The sequence below is a fragment of the Rhodococcus sp. ENV425 genome (assembly GCF_002887785.1).
GTDB classification, from domain to species: domain Bacteria; phylum Actinomycetota; class Actinomycetes; order Mycobacteriales; family Mycobacteriaceae; genus Rhodococcus; species Rhodococcus aetherivorans.
On sequence record NZ_PCZU01000144.1, the window covers coordinates 49,798 to 71,435 of the forward strand.

Consider the following 21,638-nt stretch of genomic DNA (forward strand, 5'->3'; position numbering starts at 1 on the left):
GCCGCGCGTCGCATCGGCGAGCGCGGCAACGTCGCCGCGGTGGTGTCGTCGCCGCTCGGGCGGGCCCGGGAGACCGCCGATGCCGCGGCGTCGGCGCTCGGTCTGCCCGTGACGGTGCACGAGGGCCTCATCGAGACCGACTTCGGCAAGTGGGAGGGGCTGACCTTCCTCGAGGCGGCGCAGCGCGATCCCGATCTGCACCGGCGCTGGCTGGGGGACACGTCGGTGCGCCCGCCGGGTGGGGAGAGCTTCGACGAGGTCCGCGGCCGTCTCGCCACCGTCCGCGACGATCTGGTCGCGGAGTACGGCGGGGCGAACGTGCTCGTCGTCTCCCACGTCACGCCGATCAAGACGCTGCTGCAGATGGCGCTCGACGCGGGGCCGTCGCTGCTGTACCGCCTGCACCTGGACCTCGCGTCGCTGAGCATCGCCGAGTTCTATCCCGACGGCGGCGCGGCCGTGCGGCTGGTCAACGACACGTCGCACCTGTAGGCGCCGTCGGCGCCGGTGTGTCTTTCGGGCTGCGCCCACCGCCCGAAGGACACACCGCCGGCAGCGTCCCGGCCGCTCACACCTGGAGTTTTCGGAGCGTGCGCAGGTTCCGCGTCGTGGTCACCGCCTTGTAGCGCGGTTTGCCGGTGTTCCGGCCGAAGGCGCTCTTGACCGTCTGCCCGCGCTCGACGTCCCAGTAGAGGACGCCGTTGCCCCGGGCGACGCGTTCGACCGCCGGGTCGAGACCCTCCGCCGTCGCCGCCAGTTCGTCCAGAACCGCGGGATCGGCGACGAACACCGCGTACGCGTGCCGGCCGTCACGCTCCTCGAACGGGTAGGCGTCGACGATCGCCGCGACGGCCGCCTGATCGTGGACGAACACGAACGCCTCGTACCCGAATCGATCACGCAGGGCCGCCTCGATCCGGGCCTTCGCTTCGGCGGTGTCGGCGGTGTCGGCATCGAACACCACGTTGCCCGAAGCGAGCACGGTGCGGACGTTGCCGAAACCGAGCCCGGCGAACACGTCCTTCAGATCCGCCATCGCGATGGTGATGCCACCGACGTTGATTCCCCGCAGCAGGGCCACATATCTCGCCATGGCGGTACCGTAGTTCGCATTCGAGACAGGTGAGGCAGTACCCTGATCGACGCGGACGAGTTGGCCGGGCGACCGCGGCTCAGGGAACCGGCACCGTGGCGGTGCCAGGCCCTGGATCGAGGAAAGTCCGGACTCCACAGAGCAGGGCGGTTGCTAACGGCAACCCGAGGTGACTCGCGGGACAGTGCCACAGAGAACAGACCGCCCACCCCTCGGGGTGGGTAAGGGTGAAACGGTGCGGTAAGAGCGCACCAGCGCCCCGGGTGACCGGGGCGGCTCGGTAAACCCCGCCCGGAGCAAGGTTGAAGGCCGCACCGACTCGTTCGGTGCGGCTGCGCAGGTGTCCGAGGGCTGCTCGCCCGAGCCTGCGGGTGAACCGCTCGAGGTACCCGGCGACGGTGTGCCCAGATGGATGGTCGCCACCCCGCCTCGGCGGGGTACAGGATCCGGCTTACAGGCCGGCTCGTCCGCCCACCCGGCTCAGATCGGGGCGACGACCAGCAGGTGCGCCCAGTAGGAGGCGGCCTCGTGCCCCAGGTAGGGGAGCAGGAAGTCGTAGAGCAGGTACGACATGCGGTGCCTTTCGAGTCGTCGAGCGGGGACCAGGGGCCGACGGTACCAGCCGCGCCGCGCGTGCGGGTTACCCCGAAACTCGGCGTCGGTTGGGGCAGACTGGGAGTCATGAGCGACGAGGGCTGGTACTACGACGTCCACACCGGAAAGGTCAGCCAGGGAAAGGACCCCAGTGCGCTGAACCGCATGGGGCCGTATCCGGACCGCGCCACCGCCGAACGGGCACTCGAGATCGCGGCCGAGCGCAACAAGGCCGCGGACGAGGCCGACGAGGAGTGGAACCGCTGAGCGGTTCCCCAGCACGGTGACGAACACCCGCATCGTCGTCGCGCCCGCGATCGACTTCGGTGCCGTCCGCGCCGAGTTCGCGCTCGACGACAGTTATCCCCTGCCCGCCGTCGCCGAGGCCGAGGCCGCGGTCGACCGCTGGTCCGCCGCGCGGGTGGACCGCACGGATCTGCCCCTGGTGACCATCGATCCGCCGGGCTCGATGGATCTCGACCAGGCGCTGCACCTCGAGCGCACCGTCGACGGCTTCGTCCTGCACTACGCGATCGCCGACGTCGCGGCCGTCGTCGCACCCGACGGCGCGCTCGACCGCGAGAGCCGGCGCCGCGGACAGACCTACTATCTGCCCGACGGGTCGGTCCCGCTGCACCCCCGGCCGTTGTCCGAGGATTCGGCCAGCCTCCTCCCCGGCCGCGTGCGTCCGGCGGCGCTGTGGCGCATCGTTCTCGACGACGCCGCCGAGCCCGTGGACGTGAGCGTGCGGCGCGCACTGGTCCGGTCCGTCGCCCGGTTCGACTACGCCGGAGTGCAGGCCGGCGTCGACGCCGGGGTCGTGCACCCGTCGATCGCGGCACTATCCGAGTTCGGCCGGCTCCGCGAGGCCGCGGCCCGCGCACGCGGCGCGATCGAACTGCGCCTGCCCGAGCAGGACGTGGTCGCCGACGGGAACGGCTGGCGGCTGACCACCCAGCCGCGCACCGAGGTCGACGACTGGAACTCCCACGTGTCGCTGCTGACCGGGATGTGTGCGGCGCGACTGATGCTCGACGCGCGGATCGGGCTGCTGCGGACCCTGCCACCGGCCGCTCCCGAGGCCGTGGCGCAACTGCGGCGCACCGCCTCCGCCCTGGGAGTGCCGTGGCCGGACCAGGTGCCGGTGGGTACCTTCCTGGCCGGCCTCGACGTGAACCTGCCCGGCACCCTGGTGCTGATGAGCGAGGCCCCGGCGCTGCTGCGCGGCGCGTCGTACGTGGCGTTCGACGGTGCGATTCCGGAGCAGCCGGGACACGGGGCGATCGGTGCGCCGTACGCACACGTCACCGCGCCGCTGCGGCGGCTGGCCGACCGGTTCGTGACGGAGGTGTGCCTGGCGCTCTGCGCGGGCACCGACGTGCCGGACCCGGTGCGCGCCGTGCTCCCGGAGCTTCCCGAGACGATGTCCGGCTCCGACGCGCTCGCCGGGAAGGTGACCCGCGCGTGCATCGAACTCACCGAGGCGACGGTCCTCGCCCCGCACGTGGGGGAGTCGTTCGAGGCGACGGTCCTGCGTGCGGCGAACGGCCGCCGGGACGCCGAGGTGTTCGTGCCCGACGCCACCGTGATCGCCCCGTGCGCCGGCGAGCCGAAGGAGGGCAGCCGGATCCGGATCCGGCTGACGCACGCCGACCCGCGGGCCCGGAAGGTGCGGTTTGCGTACCCGGCGTGACGTCGCTGCCGGGCGGGAGCGGCGGCCGTGAACGCGTCCCGACCGCCGCGCCGGCCGCGGGGCCTGCTCGTCGGCCTCGCCGTCCTCACGACGGTGCTCGTGGTCCTGGCGGTGCTGGTGTTCCGCGTGGCACCGAGCCGGTATCTGCCCTGGGACACCGCCGACTTCCCGGACGTGGACACGTCGGCGTTGACGCTCCCGCAGGCGCGGATCGTGGAGTTGCTCGAGGACGAACACCGGACGCAGCGGCCCGGGACGTTCTACTCCGAGGGCGCCGAGGAGCCCTGGTGCGCGAACTTCGTCAGCTGGATCATGCGGGAAGCGGATCGGCCGCTGGCCAATCCGCATTCCGGGCACTGGCGGATCCCCGGCGTGTACACCCTGCAGGAGTACTACGAGTCGGTCGGACGATTCGAACCGGCCGGCGACGGGTACCGGCCGGCGGTGGGCGACGTGGTGCTGTACGAGAACGAGCTGTGGGTCGGCCAGCACACCAACATCGTCGTCGCGGTCGACGGCGACACCGCGACGACGGTCGGCGGCAACGAACTCGGCCGCATCCGCGTCCACACCGTCGACGTCACGTCCGACTCGGCGGTCGTCGGGTTCGGCCGCCTCGGGTGAGGATCAGCGGAAGCGGTCGGTCGCCTCGAGCAGGTGATGGGTGATGCCGGGCTCGTTCGCGGCGTGCCCGGCGTCGTCGACGACGACGAGTTCCGAGCCGGACCACGCCTTGTGCAGTTCCCACGCGCTCGTCGCGGGGCAGACCACGTCGTAGCGACCCTGCACGATCACGCCGGGGATGGTGCGCAGCCGTCCGGCGTCGCGCAGCAGCTGCCCCTCCTCGAGGAAGCCACGGTTGCGGAAGTAGTGGTTCTCGATGCGCGCGAACGCCAGAGCGAAACGCGGTTCCGACGTCTCCACGATCCGTTCCGGGGTGGGCAGCAGGGCGCTGGTCGCCCCCTCCCACGTCGACCACGCCACGGCGGCCCGCAGCGCGACGTCGGGGTCGGGCGAATGCAGCAGCCGGTGGTACGTGTCGACGGGATGCTCACCGTCCGGCGCCCCGGCCAGCGGCTCCAGGAAACGCTCCCACAGCTCGGGGAACAGTTGTCCGGCGCCACCGTTGTAATACCAGTCGATCTCGCTGCTGCGCAGCAGGAAGATGCCGCGCAGCACCAGCTCGGTGACCCGGTGCGGGTGGCGCTGCGCATAGGCCAGGGCCAGCGTCGACCCCCACGAGCCGCCGAACACCTGCCAGCGGCCGATCCCCAGACGTCGCCGCAGGGTCTCGATGTCGGTGAGCAGATACTCGGTGGTGTTGGCGGACAGATCCGCGCCCTCGGCGACGTGCGGCACCGACCGACCGCAGCCGCGCTGATCGAACAGCACGATCCGGTACGCCTCCGGATCGAAGAACTGCCGGTGGGCGGGCATGGTGCCGCCGCCCGGACCGCCGTGCAGGAACACCACCGGCTTGCCGGCGGGATTCCCGCTGACCTCCCAGTAGATGCGCTGGCCGTCGCCGACGTCGAGCAGGCCCTGCTCGTACGGCTCGATCGGCGGGTACGGCCGCCGCAACGGCATCAGAAGCCGACCAGCGCGGAGGCGAGGGTCGGGATCTGCAGGGCCTCGAGCGCCTGGCTGCGCACCTCCGGACACTGGGCCGAGGCGATCGTGTCGACACGGTCACGGTCCTGGGCGAGCGCCAGCATGTCGATCCCGTTGCGGGCCGCCCACTCGCCGACCAGCAGGTTCAAGCCGGGCTTGCTCATGGACGGGGTGTAGGTCCGCCAGCTCTGCAGCTGGGCCTCCATCTGCGAGCACAGCTCGGCGGCCTGGGCCTCGGTGACCCCACCGGGCAGCGCGCTCGGCTCGGCCGCCGCGCCGGTGCCGGTCGTCGGCTGCGTCGACGCGGTGGTCGAGCCGGTGGGGGCGGGCTGACCGCCGGACGCGCACCCGCCCAGGGCGGCGATCGTCGCACCGGCGACGGCAACGGCGAGCAGTGTGCGACGGGGACGAATCATGTGGGGTGCACCTCGCGGGTCGGTAAGGCCCGGGCCTACGGGTGAGCGGAACCTCCGGCCGGACCGGCCGCAGGTTCCCCTCGTCCTGCCGGATCAGAAGGAATGCTCGGGACCGGGGAACGTCCCGGCCGCCACCTCTGCAGCATATTCGGCCGCGGCGCGGCGCAGCTCGTCGCCCACGCTGCCGAACTTCTTGACGAACTTCGCGGTCTTGCCGCTGGTGTAGCCGGCCATGTCCTGCCACACGAGGACCTGGGCGTCACACTCGTTGCCGGCACCGATCCCGACCGTGGGGATGGTCAGCTTGCGGGTGACCTGGCCGGCGATGTCGGCGGGCACCATCTCCATGACCACGGAGAAGGCGCCGGCCTCCTGCACGGCGATGGCGTCGGCGATGAGCTGTTCGGCGCCGTCGCCGCGGCCCTGCACGCGGAATCCGCCGAGGCTGTTGACCGACTGCGGGGTGAACCCGACGTGGGCCTGGACGGGGATGCCGGCGGCGGCGATCGCGGCGATCTGCGCGGCGACCCGCTCGCCGCCCTCGAGCTTGACGGCGTGGGCGCCGCCCTCCTTCATGAAGCGGATGGCGGTGGCGAGAGCCTGCTCGGGCGACGCCTCGTAGGTGCCGAACGGCAGGTCGGCGATCACCAGGGCGTGCGGCGCGCCGCGCACCACGCCGCGCACCAGCGGGAGCATTTCGTCGACCGTGACCGGCACGGTGGTGTCGTAGCCGTAGACGACGTTGGCGGCGGAGTCGCCCACGAGCAGCACCGGGATGCCGGCCTCCTCGAAGATGCGGGCGCTCGAGTAGTCGTACGCCGTCAGTTCGGCCCAGCGACGGCCCTCGGCCTTCATGGCCTGCAGGTGATGGACCCGCGTCTTGCGCCGAGGGGCGGCGGACGGGGCGGAGCCGCCGTAGAGGGCAGCGGTGGATTCGGACATCAGAGGTCCCTTTCTGCCTCGAGGCCCGTGCGGGTCCCCGGGTTGGGTGATGACGGTCTCAGTCTGCCACCGGCTCCATTCGGGCAGTAGCGGCGCCGGCGGTGCGATTGGTCACATCCGCCGGATGCGGCGGCGGGCCGGACCCGAACCGGCCGCGTCGGCGCGGATGCTGCCCGTGGCACCATCGCTGGGTGTCGTCCCCTTCTCTCCGCGTCCCGGCGCGCGCCGTCGCGCTGACCGCCGCGGTGCTGCTCGCCGCCGGCTGCAGCACCACGACCGAGACCGCGCCGCCGCGGATGTCGCCGATCGGCGCCCCGGCCGGCCTCGAGCAGTTCTACGCGCAGCCGGTGCAGTGGGGGTCCTGCCGGGACTACGGCCCCGACGCCGAGCAACTGCCCCGCGGCGTGCAGTGCGCGCGGATCACGGTGCCGCTGGACTACGACGACCCGAACGGGGAGACGATCACGGTGGCGATCTCCCGCTCGCCCGCGTCCGGGCAGCGGATCGGCTCGCTGCTCGTCAATCCCGGCGGGCCGGGTGCGGCCGGGATCGGGCTCGCCACCGTTGCCGACGGCACCGAGTTGACCGACCGGTTCGACATGATCGGATTCGATCCCCGCGGCGTCGGGGCCTCCGAGCCCGCAGTGCGCTGCCGCACCGACGCCGAGGCGGACGCCGACCGCGCGTCCGACGACGGCGACATGAGCCCCGAGGGCATCGCGCGGACGGAACAGCGGCACCGCGACTATGCCGGTGCCTGCGCGCAGCGCGCCGGGACCGGCCTGCTCGCCCACGTGGGCACCCGCGAGGTCGTGCGCGACATCGACGTGCTCCGCTCCGTCCTCGGCGACGAGAAACTGAACTACCTCGGGTTCTCGTACGGCACCCGGATCGGCACGCTCTATGCGGAGACCTTCCCCGACCGGGTGCGGACGATGGTGCTCGACGGTGCGCTCGACCCCGAGCAGGACCCCCTCGAGGAGGTCCTGCTGCAGGCGGCCGGATTCCAGACGGCGTTCGACGCGTTTGCGGCGGACTGCGCCCGCCACGACGACTGTGCGCTCGGCACCGACCCGGCCGCGGCGGTGGGCCGGTTCCGGGCCCTGGTGGACCCGCTGATCGCGGCGCCCGCGGAGACCACGGATCCGCGCGGCCTGAGCCACCGGGACGCGATCACGGGGGTGCAGCAGGGTCTGTACTCGCCGCGGCTGTGGGGCTCGCTGCGGGCGGGGCTCGCGGCGCTGACCGAGGGCCGGGGCGACACGTTGCTGCTGCTCGCCGACCTGTACGAGGGACGCGGCGACGACGGCACCTACACCAACTCCACCGACGCCTTCAACGCGATCCGGTGCGTGGACGACCCGCCGGTGACGGACGCGGCCGTCGCGGCCGAGGCCGACCGGCTGTACCGGCAGGCCGCGCCGTTCCTCGACGACGGCCGCGCGAGCGGCGCCGCGCCGCGGGATCTGTGCGCCTTCTGGCCGGTGCCGCACACAGGTGAGCCGCACACCCCGGACGTGCCGGGCCTGCCGACCGTCCTCGTCGTCTCCACCACCGAGGATCCCGCAACGCCGTACCAGGCGGGGGTGGACCTCGCGCGGCAACTCGGCGGCGCACTCGTCACCTTCACGGGTACCCAGCACACCGTCGTGCTCGACGGCGAGGCCTGCGTCGACGACCCGGTGATCAGGTATTTCGTGACCGGGCAGGCGCCGGCGGCGGACCCGCGGTGCTGACGGCGCAACGATGTGAGCGACACGCCGGGGCCACAACCCGCGGATGTAACACGGATTTAACGCACTGTGCCTAGTCTCGGCCGTATGGATCGCCAGAAGGAGTTCGTGCTCCGCACCCTCGAAGAGCGCGACATTCGGTTCGTGCGCTTGTGGTTCACCGACGTGGTCGGAACGCTCAAGTCCGTGGCGATCGCCCCGGCCGAACTCGAAGGAGCCTTCGAGGAGGGCATCGGGTTCGACGGCTCGGCCATCGAGGGATTCTCCCGCATCTCCGAGGCCGACATGGTCGCCCGGCCGGACGCCTCGACCTTCCAGGTGCTGCCGTGGGCCGACAGCAAGGGTCAGCAGTACTCGGCCCGCATGTTCTGCGACATCACGATGCCCGACGGCACCCCCAGCTGGGCCGATCCGCGGCACGTGCTGCGCCGCCAGCTCAACAAGGCATCCGACCTCGGCTTCAGCTGCTATGTGCACCCCGAGATCGAGTTCTTCCTCGTCGAGAACGGTGAACCGGGCGCGCCGCCCGTGCCGGCCGACGACGGCGGCTACTTCGACCAGTCGGTGCACCGATCGGCCCCGAACTTCCGCCGCCACGCCATCGACGCGCTCGAGTCGATGGGCATCTCCGTCGAGTTCAGCCACCACGAGACCGCGCCCGGTCAGCAGGAGATCGACCTGCGCTACGCCGACGCGCTGTCCATGGCCGACAACGTGATGACCTTCCGCTACGTGGTCAAGGAGATCGCGATGTCGGAGGGCGTGCGCGCGACGTTCATGCCCAAGCCGTTCCGCGAGCACGCGGGCTCGGCCATGCACACCCACATGAGCCTGTTCGAGGGCGAGAACAACGCCTTCCACGATCCCGACGATCCGCTGCAGCTCTCGGCCACCGGCAAGGCCTTCATCGCCGGGGTGCTCGAGCACGCCAACGAGATCAGTGCCGTGACCAACCAGTGGGTCAACTCCTACAAGCGCATCGTGCACGGCGGCGAGGCGCCCACCGCGGCCTGCTGGGGCCCGTCCAACCGCTCCGCTCTGGTGCGGGTGCCGATGTACACGCCGAGCAAGGCGTCCTCGCGCCGGGTGGAGATCCGCACGCCCGACTCGGCCTGCAACCCGTACCTGACGTTCGCGGTGCTCCTCGCCGCCGGCCTGCGCGGCATCGAGAAGGGCTACGAGCTCGCCCCCGAGGCCGAGGACGACGTGTGGGCGCTGACCTCCGCGGAGCGGCGCGCCATGGGGTACCGGGAGCTGCCGACCGACCTCGACATCGCCCTGCGCGAGATGGAGAAGTCGGAACTGGTGGCCGAGGCGCTCGGCGAGCACGTGTTCAACTTCTTCCTCCGCAACAAGTGGACGGAGTGGGAGAACTACCGCAGCCAGGTCACCCCGTACGAACTGGATCAGTACCTGGGCTTGTAACCCCTGCCGGCCGCGGCCGCACGAGGGCGTCGCCGCGGACCGGACGGTCGACGACGACGAAGAGGTGAGGTCCGTGCCCACTCGGGCGGTAGTGTCCCGCGCCGGAGCGACGGTGGCGGCATGGTGAGACCGCCGACGGCGCGTTCGGCGATACCGAGCGCCGGTCGGCTCGGCCTCCTCGCCCCGACCGCACCCGACGAACTCCGGCAGCTCGGCTGGACCGACACCGACAGCACCGAACTGCTGTGGGCCCTCTCCCGCGCACCCGACGCGGACCTCGCCCTGCGCACCCTTGCCCGGCTGCACGACGCGCTCGGCGACGGCTGGGCCGAACTCGACGCGGCGCTGCGCACCGACAAGGGGCTGCGCGGCCGGTTGTTCGGCCTGTTCGGCGGGTCGTCCGCCCTGGGCGACCACATCGTGGCCCACCCGGATCGGTGGCGTGGCCTCGCCGGGACGCTGCAGCTGCCCGACCGGCGGACCCTCACCGATCGGATGCTCGGCTACGTCGAGGCCGAACCCGAGGCCGGGACGGGAGACAACCGTCTGATCTACCGGGCGACGATCACCGGTCCGGCGGCCGTGGCTGCGCTGCGCACCGGCTATCGCGACCAGCTGGCGCTGCTCGCGGCCGCCGATCTCGCGGCCGTCGTCGAGAACGAACCGGTCCTGCCGTACCTCGAGGTGGGGCAGCGGCTCGCGGACCTCGCCGACGCGGCCCTGACGGCGGCCCTGGCGGTGGCCGTCGCCAGCGTCGTCCCGGACGGTCCCTGCCCCGTCGACCTGGCCGTCATCGCGATGGGCAAGTGCGGGGCCCGCGAGCTCAACTACGTCAGCGACGTCGACGTCGTGTTCGTCGCCGAGCCGGCCGACGCCCGCGCCGGCCGCATCGCCGGGGAGATGATGCGGATCGGCACCTCGGCGTTCTTCGAGGTCGATGCCGCGCTGCGTCCCGAGGGCAAGCGCGGCGCACTGGTCCGCACCCTGGACTCGCACGTCGCGTACTACCAGCGCTGGGCCAAGACGTGGGAGTTCCAGGCACTGCTCAAGGCCCGGCCCATGACCGGCGACCTCGACCTCGGTCGCCGCTACGTCGAGGCGCTCAGCCCCATGGTGTGGACGGCCTCCGAGCGGGAGGCGTTCGTGCCCGAGGTGCAGGCGATGCGCCGGCGCGTCGAGGAACTCGTGCCCGCCGAGCTGCGCGAGCGGGAACTCAAGCTGGGCCGGGGCAGCCTGCGCGACGTGGAGTTCGCGGTGCAGTTGCTGCAGCTGGTGCACGGCCGCGCCGACGAGGCGCTGCGCGTACCGAACACCGTGCAGGCGCTGTCCGCCCTCGCCGACGGGGGCTATGTCGGGCGCGACGACGCCGCGAACCTGCGGGCCTCCTACGAGTTCCTGCGGCTGCTCGAGCACCGCCTGCAGCTGCAGCGGCTCAAACGTACCCACACGCTGCCGCCCCCGGAGGACCGGGAGGCGATGCGCTGGCTCGCCCGCGCCGCGCACATGCGCCCCGACGGACGGCACGACGCGCTCGGGGTGCTCGAGTCGGAGATCAAGCGCAACTCGGCGCGGGTGCGCAAGCTGCACGCGAAGCTGTTCTACCGGCCTCTGCTCGAGTCGGTGGCCCGGGTGGACAAGGAGGCGCTGCGGCTGTCGCCCGACGCCGCGGTCCGGCAGCTCGCCGCGCTCGGCTACAGCGCACCGGAGAACGCGCTCGGCCACCTGACGGCACTGTCCGGCGGTGCCTCCCGCAAGGCCCGCATCCAGGCGCTGCTGCTGCCGCAACTGCTCGAGGCGCTGGGGGAGACGAGCGACCCCGACGCCGGACTGCTCGCGTACCGCCGCCTGTCCGAGGCGCTCGTCGACCGGGTGTGGTTCCTGCGGACGCTGCGCGACGAGCCGTCCGTCGCGGACCGGCTCATGACCGTGCTCGGGTCCTCCGCCTACGTGTCCAACCTGTTGTTGCGGGCCCCGGACGTCATCCGGCTCTACGCCGACGGCGCCGGCGGGCCCCGGCTCCTCGAACCGCGGCCCGACGAGGTCGCCAAGGCCATCGTCACCTCCTCGGCCCGCTACGACGCCCCCGACAAGGCGATCAACGCGGCCCGGTCGCTGCGCCGGGCCGAACTCGCCCGCGTCGCGAGCGCCGACATCCTCGGGATGCTGGACGTACCGCAGGTGTGCCGCGCACTGTCCGCGGTGTGGGCGGCGGTGCTCGAGGCTGCCCTGGCCGCGGTGATCAAGGCGTCCGAGCAGGAGGACGGGCCGGCGCCGGCGCGGCTCGCGGTGATCGGGATGGGGCGTCTGGGCGGTGGCGAACTGGGCTACGGGTCCGACGCCGACGTGCTGTTCGTCTGCGAGCCGAACCCCGGGGCGGACGAAACCGCCGCGATGAAGTGGGCGAACCAGGTCGCCGAGCGGGTGCGCACCCTGCTCGGCGCGCCGAGCACGGATCCGCCGCTCGAGGTCGACACCGGCCTGCGCCCCGAGGGGCGCAGCGGACCCATGGTGCGCACCCTCGCGTCCTATCAGGCGTACTACGCCCAGTGGGCGCAGACCTGGGAGGTGCAGGCGCTGCTGCGGGCCGACGCCGTCGCCGGCGACGCGGAGCTCGGACTGCAGTTCCTGCACATGATCGACGCCACCCGGTACCCGGCCGGCGGCGTGTCGGACGACGCGGTGCGCGAGATCCGGCGGATCAAGGCCCGGGTCGACTCGGAGCGGTTGCCGCGCGGTGCCGACCCCGCCACCCACACCAAGCTGGGCCGCGGTGGCCTGGCCGACATCGAGTGGACCGTGCAGCTGCTGCAGCTGCAGCACGCGCACCACATCGAGTCGCTGCACAACACCTCGACGCTCGAGACGCTCGATGCGATCGGCGCCGCAGAACTGCTCAGCAGCGCGGACGTCGCACTGCTGCGCGACGCGTGGCTCACCGCCACCCGCGCCCGCAACGCGCTCGTGCTGGTGCGCGGCAAGCGAACCGACCAGCTGCCGGGCCCGGGCAAGCTGCTGTCGGCGGTCGCCCAGGTCGCCGGCTGGTCGGGTGGTGACGCCTCCGAGTTCCTCGACCACTATCTGCGGGTCACTCGACGTGCCCGGGGGGTCGTGGAGCGGGTGTTCGGGACGTGAGGCCCCGACCTCCCGTGGAACCAGCTCAGGACTTCATCGTGACCACTGCCCCGATTCCCCCGACCGTCGACGATCTCGCCGCCGCCCTCGACGCTCTCCGCGCCCGGGTGCCGCTGGTGCAGTCGCTCACCAACGTCGTCTCCGCCAACTTCCTGACCAACGTCCTGCTCGCCGCCGGCGCGAGCAACGCCCACATCGACAACGTCCACGAGGCCGCCGGATTCGCCCGCATCGCCGGGGGCGTGCTGATCAACCTCGGCACCCCCGACGACGGGACGGCGGCGGCGTTCACCCTGGCCGCCGAGGCCGCCCGCGACGCGGGCACCCCGTGGGTGCTCGATCCCGTCGGCGTGGGGGGCCTCCCGTGGCGCACCGGCCTGGCCGCGGATCTGCTCCCGTTCCGTCCGACGGCGATCCGCGGCAACGCCTCCGAGGTCATCGCGCTGGCCGGTCTGGGTGGCGACACCCGCGGCGTCGACAGCTCCGACGACCCCGCCGCCGCGGTGCCGGCCGCGCTGGCGCTGCTGGCCCACGCCGACGCGGTGTCCGCCTCCGGTCCCGTGGACCACCTCGTCGGCCGCGACGCCGCCGGTGCGACGACCGGCCTGCGCATCGGTGGCGGCAGTGCCCTGCTCCCGCGCGTGACCTCCACCGGCTGCGCGCTCGGTGCCCTCGCTGCGGCATACCTCGCCGTCGCCCCCACGGCGCTGATCGGACTCGCCGCCGCGCACGCCCACGTCGCGGTGGCCGCGGAGATCGCCGACGGGAACGCCACGGGCCCGGGCTCCTTCGCCGTCGCGTTCCTCGACGCCCTGTACTCGGTGAACGCGGACGTCCTCCGGCTCCGTGCCCGCGTCGAGCCGTTGGACATCCCGGCGCAGGCGTGAGGGCCGATCGCCCCCGGACGTCGGGTGCCACCAGGGGGTGATTCCCCTGCGGGACTGGATAATTCGGGCAAGGCGCTCGATGCGTGCCCGGTGAGGGTGCGGGAGAACGCGTTCGGCGAGGCGATTCCGCCGGATCGGTTGGGCATGCGGCACCGCCGTGCATCCCCCCGGGTCGCGAGGGGCGCACGGTGGTGCGCGAAGCGAGAGGTCAGCGGCAGACTACGACGAGGCCGACGCCCAACCACACCTGCCGTTCGACACGATCGAACTCGTCGTCGTCGTGGTCGTACACGTAGTCGACTTCGGTGCGATAGCCGCGATCCCGTTGTTCGGTGACGCGGCACTCGCCGGACAGATTGCCGGCGCGGTTGGTGATCCGGTACGGGATGCCTTCCGCGTCCAGGAGGGCGATCGCCTGTTGTTCGCTGAGGCCGACGACATCGGGCGCGGGTTGCGCTGCGGCGATGCCGGATCCGAGAAGGAGGGTGGCGGCGGCCGCGCACAGGGCGGCCGGGAGGGTGGTGCGCATGACAACGTCCTTTCGGGAACGATGTCGCGATGGAGTGAATCCGGTGGGGGACACCCGTTCCGCCCGGGCATGCCGGTGAGCGGGGTCCGTCAGATGTGGTCTATCGGCGCGGTCGGGAGGACGGGACCGGGCGGCGGCGCGCGGCCCCGCGGCACGGACGACGGTCCGGCCGTGGACGACAGTGCCCCGGCATGGCGGGGTACGCAAGCTTTCATCGGCAGTTCCCCAGGCGCTCCGGCCCGGAACCGGCCGGCGCCACTTCAGGGTACTCCCGGCTCCTGACAAATCCGGCAGAACTGGCAGCCTCGGCGGAACGGCTTCGGTGGCCGTGCCCTCGGCATCGGTGCCCCCGGCATCGGTGTCCACGGCATCGGTGTCCACGGCCCCGATCTGCCCATCGAACGGAACCGCGCACGAAGCCGGTGTCGGACCCCGGAGCGAGGGCGGACGGGCCGGTCCGCTACGGCGCATCGAGCCGGCCGGGTCCGCGTCGCCAGTGGTGCGACACCCGCCCGCTGATCACGGTGACCATTTGTCGAGTGTGTCGCGGATCACATTTGAACATTATGATTCGCTGAAAACTTGTGTGTTGACGAAATCAATCAGCTATGTCGATCATTGCTGCACCAGTTGATGTGACTTGAGCGACGCTGCACAACACATGTCGCAGCAAAGGAACGGTGGTGTGCGATGACCGAGACCGCGGTCCGCGAAATCGAGCGTCTTCCCTACGACCTGGACGACCGGTACCGCTCCGGCTCGGGCACGGTGCTGCTCACCGGCGTCCAGGCGATCGCCCGGCAGCTCGTCGAGCAGCACGTGCGCGACATCCGCGACGGACGTCGCGTGGCCACGTTCGTCTCCGGGTACCCCGGCAGCCCCCTCGGCGGCCTCGACAAACTGCTGCACGGCATGCCGAAGGTTCTCGCCGAGCACGACATCACCTTCGTGCCCGGCTTCAACGAGGAACTCGCCGCGACGTCCGTGTGGGGGAGTCAGGGCCGGCTCGGGGCGGGCACGCCCACCCACGATGCTGTCGTCGGTGTCTGGTACGGCAAGGGCCCCGGTCTGGACCGGGCCACCGACGCGCTGCGGCACGCCAACATGTACGGCGTCGACCCGAACGGCGGCGTGCTGCTGATGGTCGGCGACGACCCGGCATCGAAGTCGTCGACCGTGCCCGCGGTGAGCGAACGGTCCCTCGCGGCCCTCGGCATCCCGGTGCTCTTCCCCCGCAACGCCGCCGAGATCGTCTCGATGGGCCTGCACGGGGTCGCGCTGTCGCGCGCCTCGGGCTGCCTCGTCGCGCTCAAGATCGTCGCGGACGTCGCCGACGGCGCGTGGTCCGTCGACGGCTCGGTCGCGGACCTGCGCATCACGGTTCCCGAGATCGATTGGGAGGGAAAGCCGTTCGTCTACCGTCAGCGTCCGATGGCTGCGCCGAGCGACAGCGTGATCGCCGAGGCCGACCTGTACGGGCCGCGCTGGGCGATGGTCCACGCCTACGGGAAGGCCAACGGGCTGGACGTCGTGGAGGTCGACCCCCCGCACGCCCGGATCGGGCTGGCCGCCACCGGCACCACGTTCGACGCGCTGCGGCAGGCGCTGCTCGACCTCGGGGTGACCGACGCCGACCTGCATCGCGCCGGGATCCGGCTGCTGCGCATCGGCATGCCGTACCCGATCGGCCCCGACCTGGTCCGCGAATTCGCTTCCGGCCTCGACCAACTCGTCGTCGTCGAGGACAAGACCGCGTTCGTCGAAACCCAGATCCGCGAGATCCTCTACGGCACCGACGCCCCGCCGCGCATCGTCGGCAAGAAGGACGCCGACGGCCGCCCGCTGATGCCCGTCGACGGCGAACTGACCGCCGGCCGGATCCGCGGGCCGCTGCGCCGGGTACTGCGCGGCCACGTGGACCTCGGACCCGCGCCGCTCCCGTCGCTGCCCCTGGAGGTGCTGTCGGCCAAGCGCACCCCGTACTTCTGCAGCGGCTGCCCGCACAACCGCTCCACCGCCCTGCCGGAGGGCTCGATCGGCGGCGGCGGCATCGGCTGCCACGCGCTCGTCACGATGTCCGGCCGCGCCGACAGCGCCGTCACCGGGCTGACCCAGATGGGCGGCGAGGGCGCGCAGTGGATCGGTCAGGCACCGTTCACCGACATCCCGCACATGTTCCAGAACCTCGGCGACGGAACGTATTTCCATTCCGGCCAGCTCGCCGTGCAGGCGTGCGTCGCGGCCGGGGTGAACATCACCTTCAAGCTGCTCTACAACGACGTCGTCGCGATGACCGGGGCGCAAAACGCCGAGGGCGCGTTGACGATTCCCGCGCTCACCCACAAGCTCACCACCGAGGGGGTGCGGCGGATCATCGTCTGCTCCGACGAACCGAAGCGGCACCGCAAGCGCTCCCTCGCCCGCGGCGTGACGGTCTGGCACCGCGACCGGCTCGACGAGGCGCAGCGGCTGCTGCGCGAGGTCCCGGGCGTCACCGTGCTCATCTACGACCAGCACTGCGCGGCCGATGCGCGGCGGCAGCGCAAGCGCGGCACCCTGCCCGCCCGCACCACGCGCGTGGTGATCAACGAGGCGGTGTGCGAGGGCTGCGGCGACTGCGGCGTCAAGAGCAACTGCCTGTCGGTGCAGCCGGTCGACACCGAGTTCGGGTCCAAGACCCGCATCGACCAGACGTCGTGCAACACCGACTACTCCTGCCTCGACGGGGAGTGCCCGTCGTTCGTGACGGTCGAGGTCGCGCCCGGACGCACGCCGCAGCGCCGCACCGTCCCGGTGCCCCCGGCCGTGCCCGACCCCGATCCCGGCTCCGCGGTGGGCACCCGCAACATCTTCCTCGCCGGCATCGGTGGCACCGGCATCGTCACCGTCAACCAGGTGCTCGCGACCGCCGCGCTGCGCGCCGGCTTCGACGTCGAATCCCTGGACCAGATCGGTATGAGCCAGAAGGCCGGCCCGGTGGTCTCGCACCTACGGTTCGCCGCCGACGGTCTCGAACCCGGCAACCGGGTGACCACCGGCGGGGCGTCGTGCCTGCTGGCGCTGGACCTGCTCACCGCGGCGGATGCGAAGAACCTCGCCTACGCCGATCCTGCCACGACCGTTGCGGTGGCCTCGACGAGCCGCACCCCCACCGGGGACATGGTGTACGACAGGTCGATCCGCCACCCCGACGAACAGGAGCTGCTGTCCCGGCTGGACGCGGCGACCCGCCGGTCGGCCTCGTTCGACGCTCTCGCCGCCGCACAGGCACTGTTCGGCGACACCGCCGCCGCGAACTTCCTGATCGTCGGCGCCGCCCATCAACTCGGCGGCCTGCAGATCCCCGCCGAGTCCGTCGAGGAGGCGATCGAGATCAACGGTGTCGCGGTGGCGGCGAACATCGCGGCGTTCCGGTGGGGCCGCGTGGCGATCGCCGACCCCGGCGCGTTCGCGGCCGCAACCGAACCGGCCCGCCCGCAGCCGAAGGTCACCGTCGCCCCGGACGCCCTGTTCGCGGACACCACCCTCGACGGCGAGGTGCTGCGGCTCGTGCGGGTGCGTGCCGCCGCGCTCATCGACTTCCAGGGCGAACGCCTCGCCGCCCGCTACATCGACCGGGTGCAGTCCGTGTGGGCGGCCGAACGCCGTGTCACCGACCGCACCGACCTCAGCGAGGCCGTCGCGCGCGGGCTGTTCAAGTTCACCGCCTACAAGGACGAGTACGAGGTCGCGCGACTGCTCGTCGACCCCACATTCCTCGACGAGGTACGCGCTCAGGTGCCCGGCGGTGAGCAGCTGACCTACCGGCTGCACCCGCCGGTCCTGCGGGCGCTCGGCCGCACCAAGAAGATCGGGTTCGGACCGAAGTCGCACGCGGCGCTGCGGATCCTGGCCAAGGGCAGGCGCCTGCGCGGCACCCGCCTCGATCCGTTCGGTTACGCGCACGTCCGGAAGGTCGAGCGCGCCCTGCTCGCGCACTACACCGCCACGGTCGATCGCCTCGCCGCCGACCTCGATGCCGATACCTACGACCGCGCGGTGCAGGTCGCGGCTTTGCCGGACACGGTCCGCGGCTACGAGGACGTCAAGCTGCGCTCCGTCGAGCAGTACCGCGCGCGGCTCGCCGAGCTCGGCGTCGAGATCGACTTCTGAGCCGCCACCGATTCTCGACATCCCGAATACATTCTTCCGGAAAGGAACCCATCACGTGACCACCTCGACCCTCGCCCGTTCGGCCACCTCCGACGCCCCCGCCGGTGTCTTCGGCCGATCCCGGTGCCTGTCCGACCGCCCACACGAGCAGGTCGTCTTCTGTCAGGACGCCGCGACCGGCTTGCGCGCGATCGTCGCGATCCACTCCACCGCGCTCGGGCCCGCGCTCGGCGGCACCCGCTTCTACCCGTACGCCGACGAGGCCCGGGCGCTCGAGGACGTGCTGCGGCTGTCGTGGGGCATGACCTACAAGGCCGCGGTCGCGGGCGTGAACCTCGGCGGCGGCAAGGCCGTCATCCTCGGTGACCCCGCCACGGACAAGAGCGAGGCGCTGCTCGCCGCGTACGGACGGTTCGTCGAGTCCCTCGGTGGCCGCTACATCACCGCCGCCGACGTCGGTACCCACGCCGGCGACCTGGACGTGATCGGCCGCCAGACCTCGCACGCGGTGGGACGCACTCCCGCGGCCGGCGGATCCGGGGACAGCTCGCCGCTCACCGCGCTCGGCGTGTTCCAGGCGATGCGCGCCGGAGCCGAGCATGTCTGGGGAACAACGACTCTCGCCGGCCGCACCGTGGGTGTCGAGGGGCTCGGGAAGGTGGGCTACGAACTGGTGGGGCTGCTCACCGCGGACGGCGCCGACGTGGTGGTCTCGGATGTGAACCCGGTGGCTCTCGCCCGGGTGGCCGCCGAGTTCCCGGCGGCACGGGTCACCGACGGCGTCGTCGCGGCGCCGCTGGATGTGTACGCACCGTGTGCCCTGGGGGGAACGCTGACCCCGTCGACCGCCGGAGTCCTCGGTGCGCGTCTGGTGTGCGGTGCGGCGAACAACCAGCTGGCCCGCCCGGAGGTCGAGGACATCCTGCGCGACCGCGGCATCACGTGGGTGCCGGACTACGTCGCCAACGCCGGCGGCCTGATCCAGGTCGCGGGGGAGGTCGACGGATCCGACCCGACCGTCGTCCGGTCCCGGGTGGACGCGATCTTCGACCGCACGGCCGAGATCTTCGAGATGTCGCGGACCCTGGACATCGGGCCCGGCGCGGCCGCGAACCGGGTCGCCGAGCGGCGTATCGACGCCGCCTGACGGGCGGTACGGCGAGGGGGAGGCACCGCGGTGCCTCCCCCTTCTCGCGTACCCGGAGACCGATGTCCCTCGACGCCGGTCCCTCAACGCCGGTCTCTCAGTGCCGGTCGCTCACCGGCGCGGAGCGCCCGTGCCCGGAGTCGCGGGTGAGGTGTTCGAGCAGGGGCTGCGTCCGGTACGGCACCGGCGTCGTCAGCGCCAGCGTGGTCGTGGTGTGCGCGACGCCCTCGATCGCATGGATTCGTTCGAGCTGCAGGAGCAGATCCTCCTGCGACTGCGCCGCCATCCGGATCAGCAGGTCCTCCCGGCCCGTCGTCGCGTGCACCTCGAGCACCTCGGGGAACCGCTCGAGCTCCGCGATGACGTGACCCATCCGGGCCTGCACCAGTTCTGCGCCGATGAACGCCTGCAGCGGCAGGCCGAGCTTCGGCAGATCCACCACCGGCCGGTATCCCGTCACGGCGCCGGACTCCTCGAGCTTCCGGATCCGCGACTGGACGGTGTTGCGCGCGACGCCGAGCTTCGCTGCCAGATCGACGATGCCGGCCCGCGGGTTGTGGGTGAGCTCGGCGAGAAGAGCCGCGTCGAGCCGATCGAAACTGAGCACGGTGACACCCTTTCTGTTGTGATGCGCATCACATTTGAGCATTGTGAATAGCTGGTGCGGAAGATGTTGACACGAATTGTGACAGTGCCATGATTGCTGCACTGAATTGCTCACGCAATCCCGCTCTGCGGCACCACAATGCGTCGCCTGCGAGTGTCACGCCCCCGGTCGCCCACGAGGTCCGGCGGGCCCACAATCCCATCCCGAGGAGCACACCATGCCCGGAGTCGGCATCTGGCGCACCAAATCCGTCGAACAGTCGATCGCGGACACCGACGAACCCTGTTCGCGGCTGCGAAGAGAGCTGACCGCCAAAGACCTGACCGTGTTCGGCGTCGCCGTGGTGATCGGCGCCGGCATCTTCACCCTCACCGCACGCACCGCGGGCAACGTCGCCGGCCCGTCGATCTCGCTGGCATTCGTGCTCGCCGCGATCACGTGTGGTCTCGCTGCCCTGTGTTACGCCGAATTCGCGTCGACCGTCCCCGTCGCCGGCAGCGCCTACACCTTCTCGTACGCCACCTTCGGTGAGTTCGTCGCCTGGATCATCGGCTGGGACCTGATCCTCGAGTTCGCGCTCGCCTCCGCCGTCGTCGCCAAGGGCTGGTCGCTGTACCTCGGTGGCATGCTCGGCGGCAGCGGGCACACCACGATGCATCTCGGGCCGCTTGCGGTCGACTGGGGGGCGCTGCTCATCGTCGGCGCGATCACGGTCGTGCTCGTCGTCGGCACCAAGGTGTCCTCGCGGGTGTCGGCCGTCGTCACCGCCATCAAGGTTGCGGTCGTCCTGCTGGTCATCGTGGTCGGCGTCTTCTACATCGACAAGAGCAACTACTCGCCCTACATCCCGCCGGCCGAGGGGGCGCAGAGCACCGCGAGCGGCGTGCACCAGTCGCTGTTCTCGGCGCTCACCGGAGCCGACGGCAGCAGCTACGGATGGTACGGCCTGCTCGCCGCCGCGAGCCTGGTGTTCTTCGCATTCATCGGATTCGACGTGGTCGCCACCACCGCGGAGGAGACGAAGAACCCGCAGAAGGCGCTGCCGCGCGGCATCTTCGCCTCGCTCGCCATCGTCACGGTCCTCTACGTGGGCGTCACGCTGGTGCTGACCGGCATGGTGAAGTACACCGACCTGCGGACGGGCAGCGCGCTCGTCGGCGACGGCAGCGCCACGCTGGCCACCGCGTTCGAGGCGCACGGCATCACGTGGGCGCAGATGGCGATCAACGTCGGCGGCCTCGCCGGCCTCACCACGGTCGTGATGGTGATGATGCTCGGCCAGACCCGCGTGCTGTTCGCGATGTCCCGGGACGGGCTGATGCCGCGGCAGCTGGCCACGACGGGCCGTAAGGGCACCCCGGTACGCATCACCCTGCTGGTCGGCGGCATCGTCGCCGTCCTCGCCGCGGTGTTCCCGATGGGTGTGCTCGAGGAGATGGTCAACATCGGCACGCTGTTCGCCTTCGTGCTGGTGTGCATCGGCGTGATGGTGCTCCGCCGGACCCGCCCCGACCTGCCGCGCGGGTTCCGGGTGCCGCTCGTGCCGCTGGTGCCGATCCTCGCGGTCCTCGCGTGCGGCTGGCTGATGCTCAACCTGTCCGTCGAGACGTGGATGCGGTTCGTGGCCTGGATGGCCCTGGGCGTGGTGATCTACTTCGTCTACGGTCGGCGCAAGTC

The 21,638-nt window shown here is 71.6% G+C and carries 17 protein-coding genes and 1 other RNA gene; 12 read left to right on the forward strand and 6 right to left on the reverse strand.

Annotated features, from left to right (window positions below):
* A partial coding sequence (locus CQZ88_RS30875; protein WP_258008556.1) for a histidine phosphatase family protein occupies positions 1-492 on the forward strand: 492 nt, incomplete at its 5' end.
* Between the two features lie 76 nt (positions 493-568).
* On the opposite strand, the gene CQZ88_RS11335 is transcribed toward CQZ88_RS30875, so the two are convergent.
* A complete protein-coding gene (locus CQZ88_RS11335) occupies positions 569-1,093 on the reverse strand; it encodes a DUF1697 domain-containing protein (protein WP_044476616.1) in 525 nt (174 codons plus the stop codon).
* A 56-nt stretch (positions 1,094-1,149) separates the two neighbouring features.
* On the opposite strand from CQZ88_RS11335, the gene rnpB reads away from it, so the two are divergent.
* The 4 genes from rnpB (at position 1,150) to CQZ88_RS11355 (ending at position 4,004) form a co-directional block, all read left to right on the forward strand.
* An RNA gene (rnpB, locus tag CQZ88_RS11340) (RNase P RNA component class A) lies at positions 1,150-1,563 on the forward strand.
* Between the two features lie 211 nt (positions 1,564-1,774).
* Complete coding sequence (locus tag CQZ88_RS11345; protein ID WP_006947711.1) at positions 1,775-1,954, forward strand: hypothetical protein; 180 nt, start codon at positions 1,775-1,777, stop codon at positions 1,952-1,954.
* A 16-nt stretch (positions 1,955-1,970) separates the two neighbouring features.
* The gene (locus CQZ88_RS11350; protein WP_006947712.1) at positions 1,971-3,380 is read left to right on the forward strand and encodes an RNB domain-containing ribonuclease; all 1,410 of its coding nucleotides are present in this window, start codon (positions 1,971-1,973) and stop codon (positions 3,378-3,380) included.
* 27 nt (positions 3,381-3,407) lie between these two features.
* The gene (locus tag CQZ88_RS11355; protein ID WP_006947713.1) at positions 3,408-4,004 is read left to right on the forward strand and encodes a CHAP domain-containing protein; all 597 of its coding nucleotides are present in this window, start codon (positions 3,408-3,410) and stop codon (positions 4,002-4,004) included.
* A gap of 3 nt (positions 4,005-4,007) precedes the next feature.
* On the opposite strand, the gene pip is transcribed toward CQZ88_RS11355, so the two are convergent.
* The 3 genes from pip to panB all read right to left on the reverse strand — a co-directional run bounded on the left by pip (position 4,008) and on the right by panB (position 6,349).
* The gene (gene pip, locus CQZ88_RS11360) at positions 4,008-4,967 is read right to left on the reverse strand and encodes a prolyl aminopeptidase (RefSeq protein ID WP_006947714.1); all 960 of its coding nucleotides are present in this window, start codon (positions 4,965-4,967) and stop codon (positions 4,008-4,010) included.
* The gene (locus tag CQZ88_RS11365) at positions 4,967-5,407 is read right to left on the reverse strand and encodes a hypothetical protein (RefSeq protein ID WP_006947721.1); all 441 of its coding nucleotides are present in this window, start codon (positions 5,405-5,407) and stop codon (positions 4,967-4,969) included. Before CQZ88_RS11365 ends, pip begins: the two co-directional genes overlap by 1 nt.
* A 93-nt stretch (positions 5,408-5,500) precedes the next feature.
* Positions 5,501-6,349, reverse strand: coding sequence for a 3-methyl-2-oxobutanoate hydroxymethyltransferase (gene panB, locus CQZ88_RS11370; protein WP_006947723.1), 849 nt, complete (start codon positions 6,347-6,349; stop codon positions 5,501-5,503).
* Between the two features lie 191 nt (positions 6,350-6,540).
* Between panB and CQZ88_RS11375 the strand changes: the two genes are divergently transcribed.
* From CQZ88_RS11375 to thiM, 4 genes are all read left to right on the forward strand, one after another.
* On the forward strand, positions 6,541-8,085 hold the full coding sequence (locus CQZ88_RS11375; RefSeq protein ID WP_006947727.1) for an alpha/beta hydrolase: 1,545 nt from the start codon (positions 6,541-6,543) through the stop codon (positions 8,083-8,085).
* Positions 8,086-8,169: 84 nt separating this feature from the next.
* Positions 8,170-9,507: a glutamine synthetase family protein gene (locus tag CQZ88_RS11380; protein ID WP_029544266.1), complete on the forward strand. Its 1,338-nt coding sequence runs from the start codon at positions 8,170-8,172 to the stop codon at positions 9,505-9,507.
* A gap of 120 nt (positions 9,508-9,627) precedes the next feature.
* Entirely contained in the window at positions 9,628-12,639 is a 3,012-nt protein-coding gene (locus CQZ88_RS11385; RefSeq protein WP_044476617.1) for a bifunctional [glutamine synthetase] adenylyltransferase/[glutamine synthetase]-adenylyl-L-tyrosine phosphorylase, read from the forward strand.
* A gap of 38 nt (positions 12,640-12,677) precedes the next feature.
* Complete coding sequence (thiM, locus tag CQZ88_RS11390; RefSeq protein WP_006947730.1) at positions 12,678-13,526, forward strand: hydroxyethylthiazole kinase; 849 nt, start codon at positions 12,678-12,680, stop codon at positions 13,524-13,526.
* A gap of 208 nt (positions 13,527-13,734) precedes the next feature.
* On the opposite strand, the gene CQZ88_RS11395 is transcribed toward thiM, so the two are convergent.
* Positions 13,735-14,055 carry a PASTA domain-containing protein gene (locus tag CQZ88_RS11395; RefSeq protein ID WP_006947731.1) on the reverse strand — a complete coding sequence of 107 codons (321 nt, stop codon included), beginning with the start codon at positions 14,053-14,055 and terminating at the stop codon, positions 13,735-13,737.
* Between the two features lie 690 nt (positions 14,056-14,745).
* On the opposite strand from CQZ88_RS11395, the gene CQZ88_RS11400 reads away from it, so the two are divergent.
* Together CQZ88_RS11400 and CQZ88_RS11405 are read left to right on the forward strand one after the other, a co-directional pair.
* Positions 14,746-18,207 carry an indolepyruvate ferredoxin oxidoreductase family protein gene (locus CQZ88_RS11400; RefSeq protein WP_006947740.1) on the forward strand — a complete coding sequence of 1,154 codons (3,462 nt, stop codon included), beginning with the start codon at positions 14,746-14,748 and terminating at the stop codon, positions 18,205-18,207.
* Positions 18,208-18,262: 55 nt separating this feature from the next.
* On the forward strand, positions 18,263-19,354 hold the full coding sequence (locus CQZ88_RS11405) for a Glu/Leu/Phe/Val dehydrogenase (RefSeq protein WP_006947741.1): 1,092 nt from the start codon (positions 18,263-18,265) through the stop codon (positions 19,352-19,354).
* A 97-nt stretch (positions 19,355-19,451) separates the two neighbouring features.
* Here the strand turns inward: CQZ88_RS11405 and CQZ88_RS11410 are convergent, their stop codons facing one another.
* Complete coding sequence (locus CQZ88_RS11410) at positions 19,452-19,961, reverse strand: Lrp/AsnC family transcriptional regulator (protein ID WP_006947744.1); 510 nt, start codon at positions 19,959-19,961, stop codon at positions 19,452-19,454.
* Positions 19,962-20,178: 217 nt separating this feature from the next.
* Here CQZ88_RS11410 and CQZ88_RS11415 point away from each other — a divergent pair.
* Positions 20,179-21,638: amino acid permease (locus CQZ88_RS11415; RefSeq protein WP_102799758.1), on the forward strand; the 1,460-nt coding region annotated here is incomplete at its 3' end.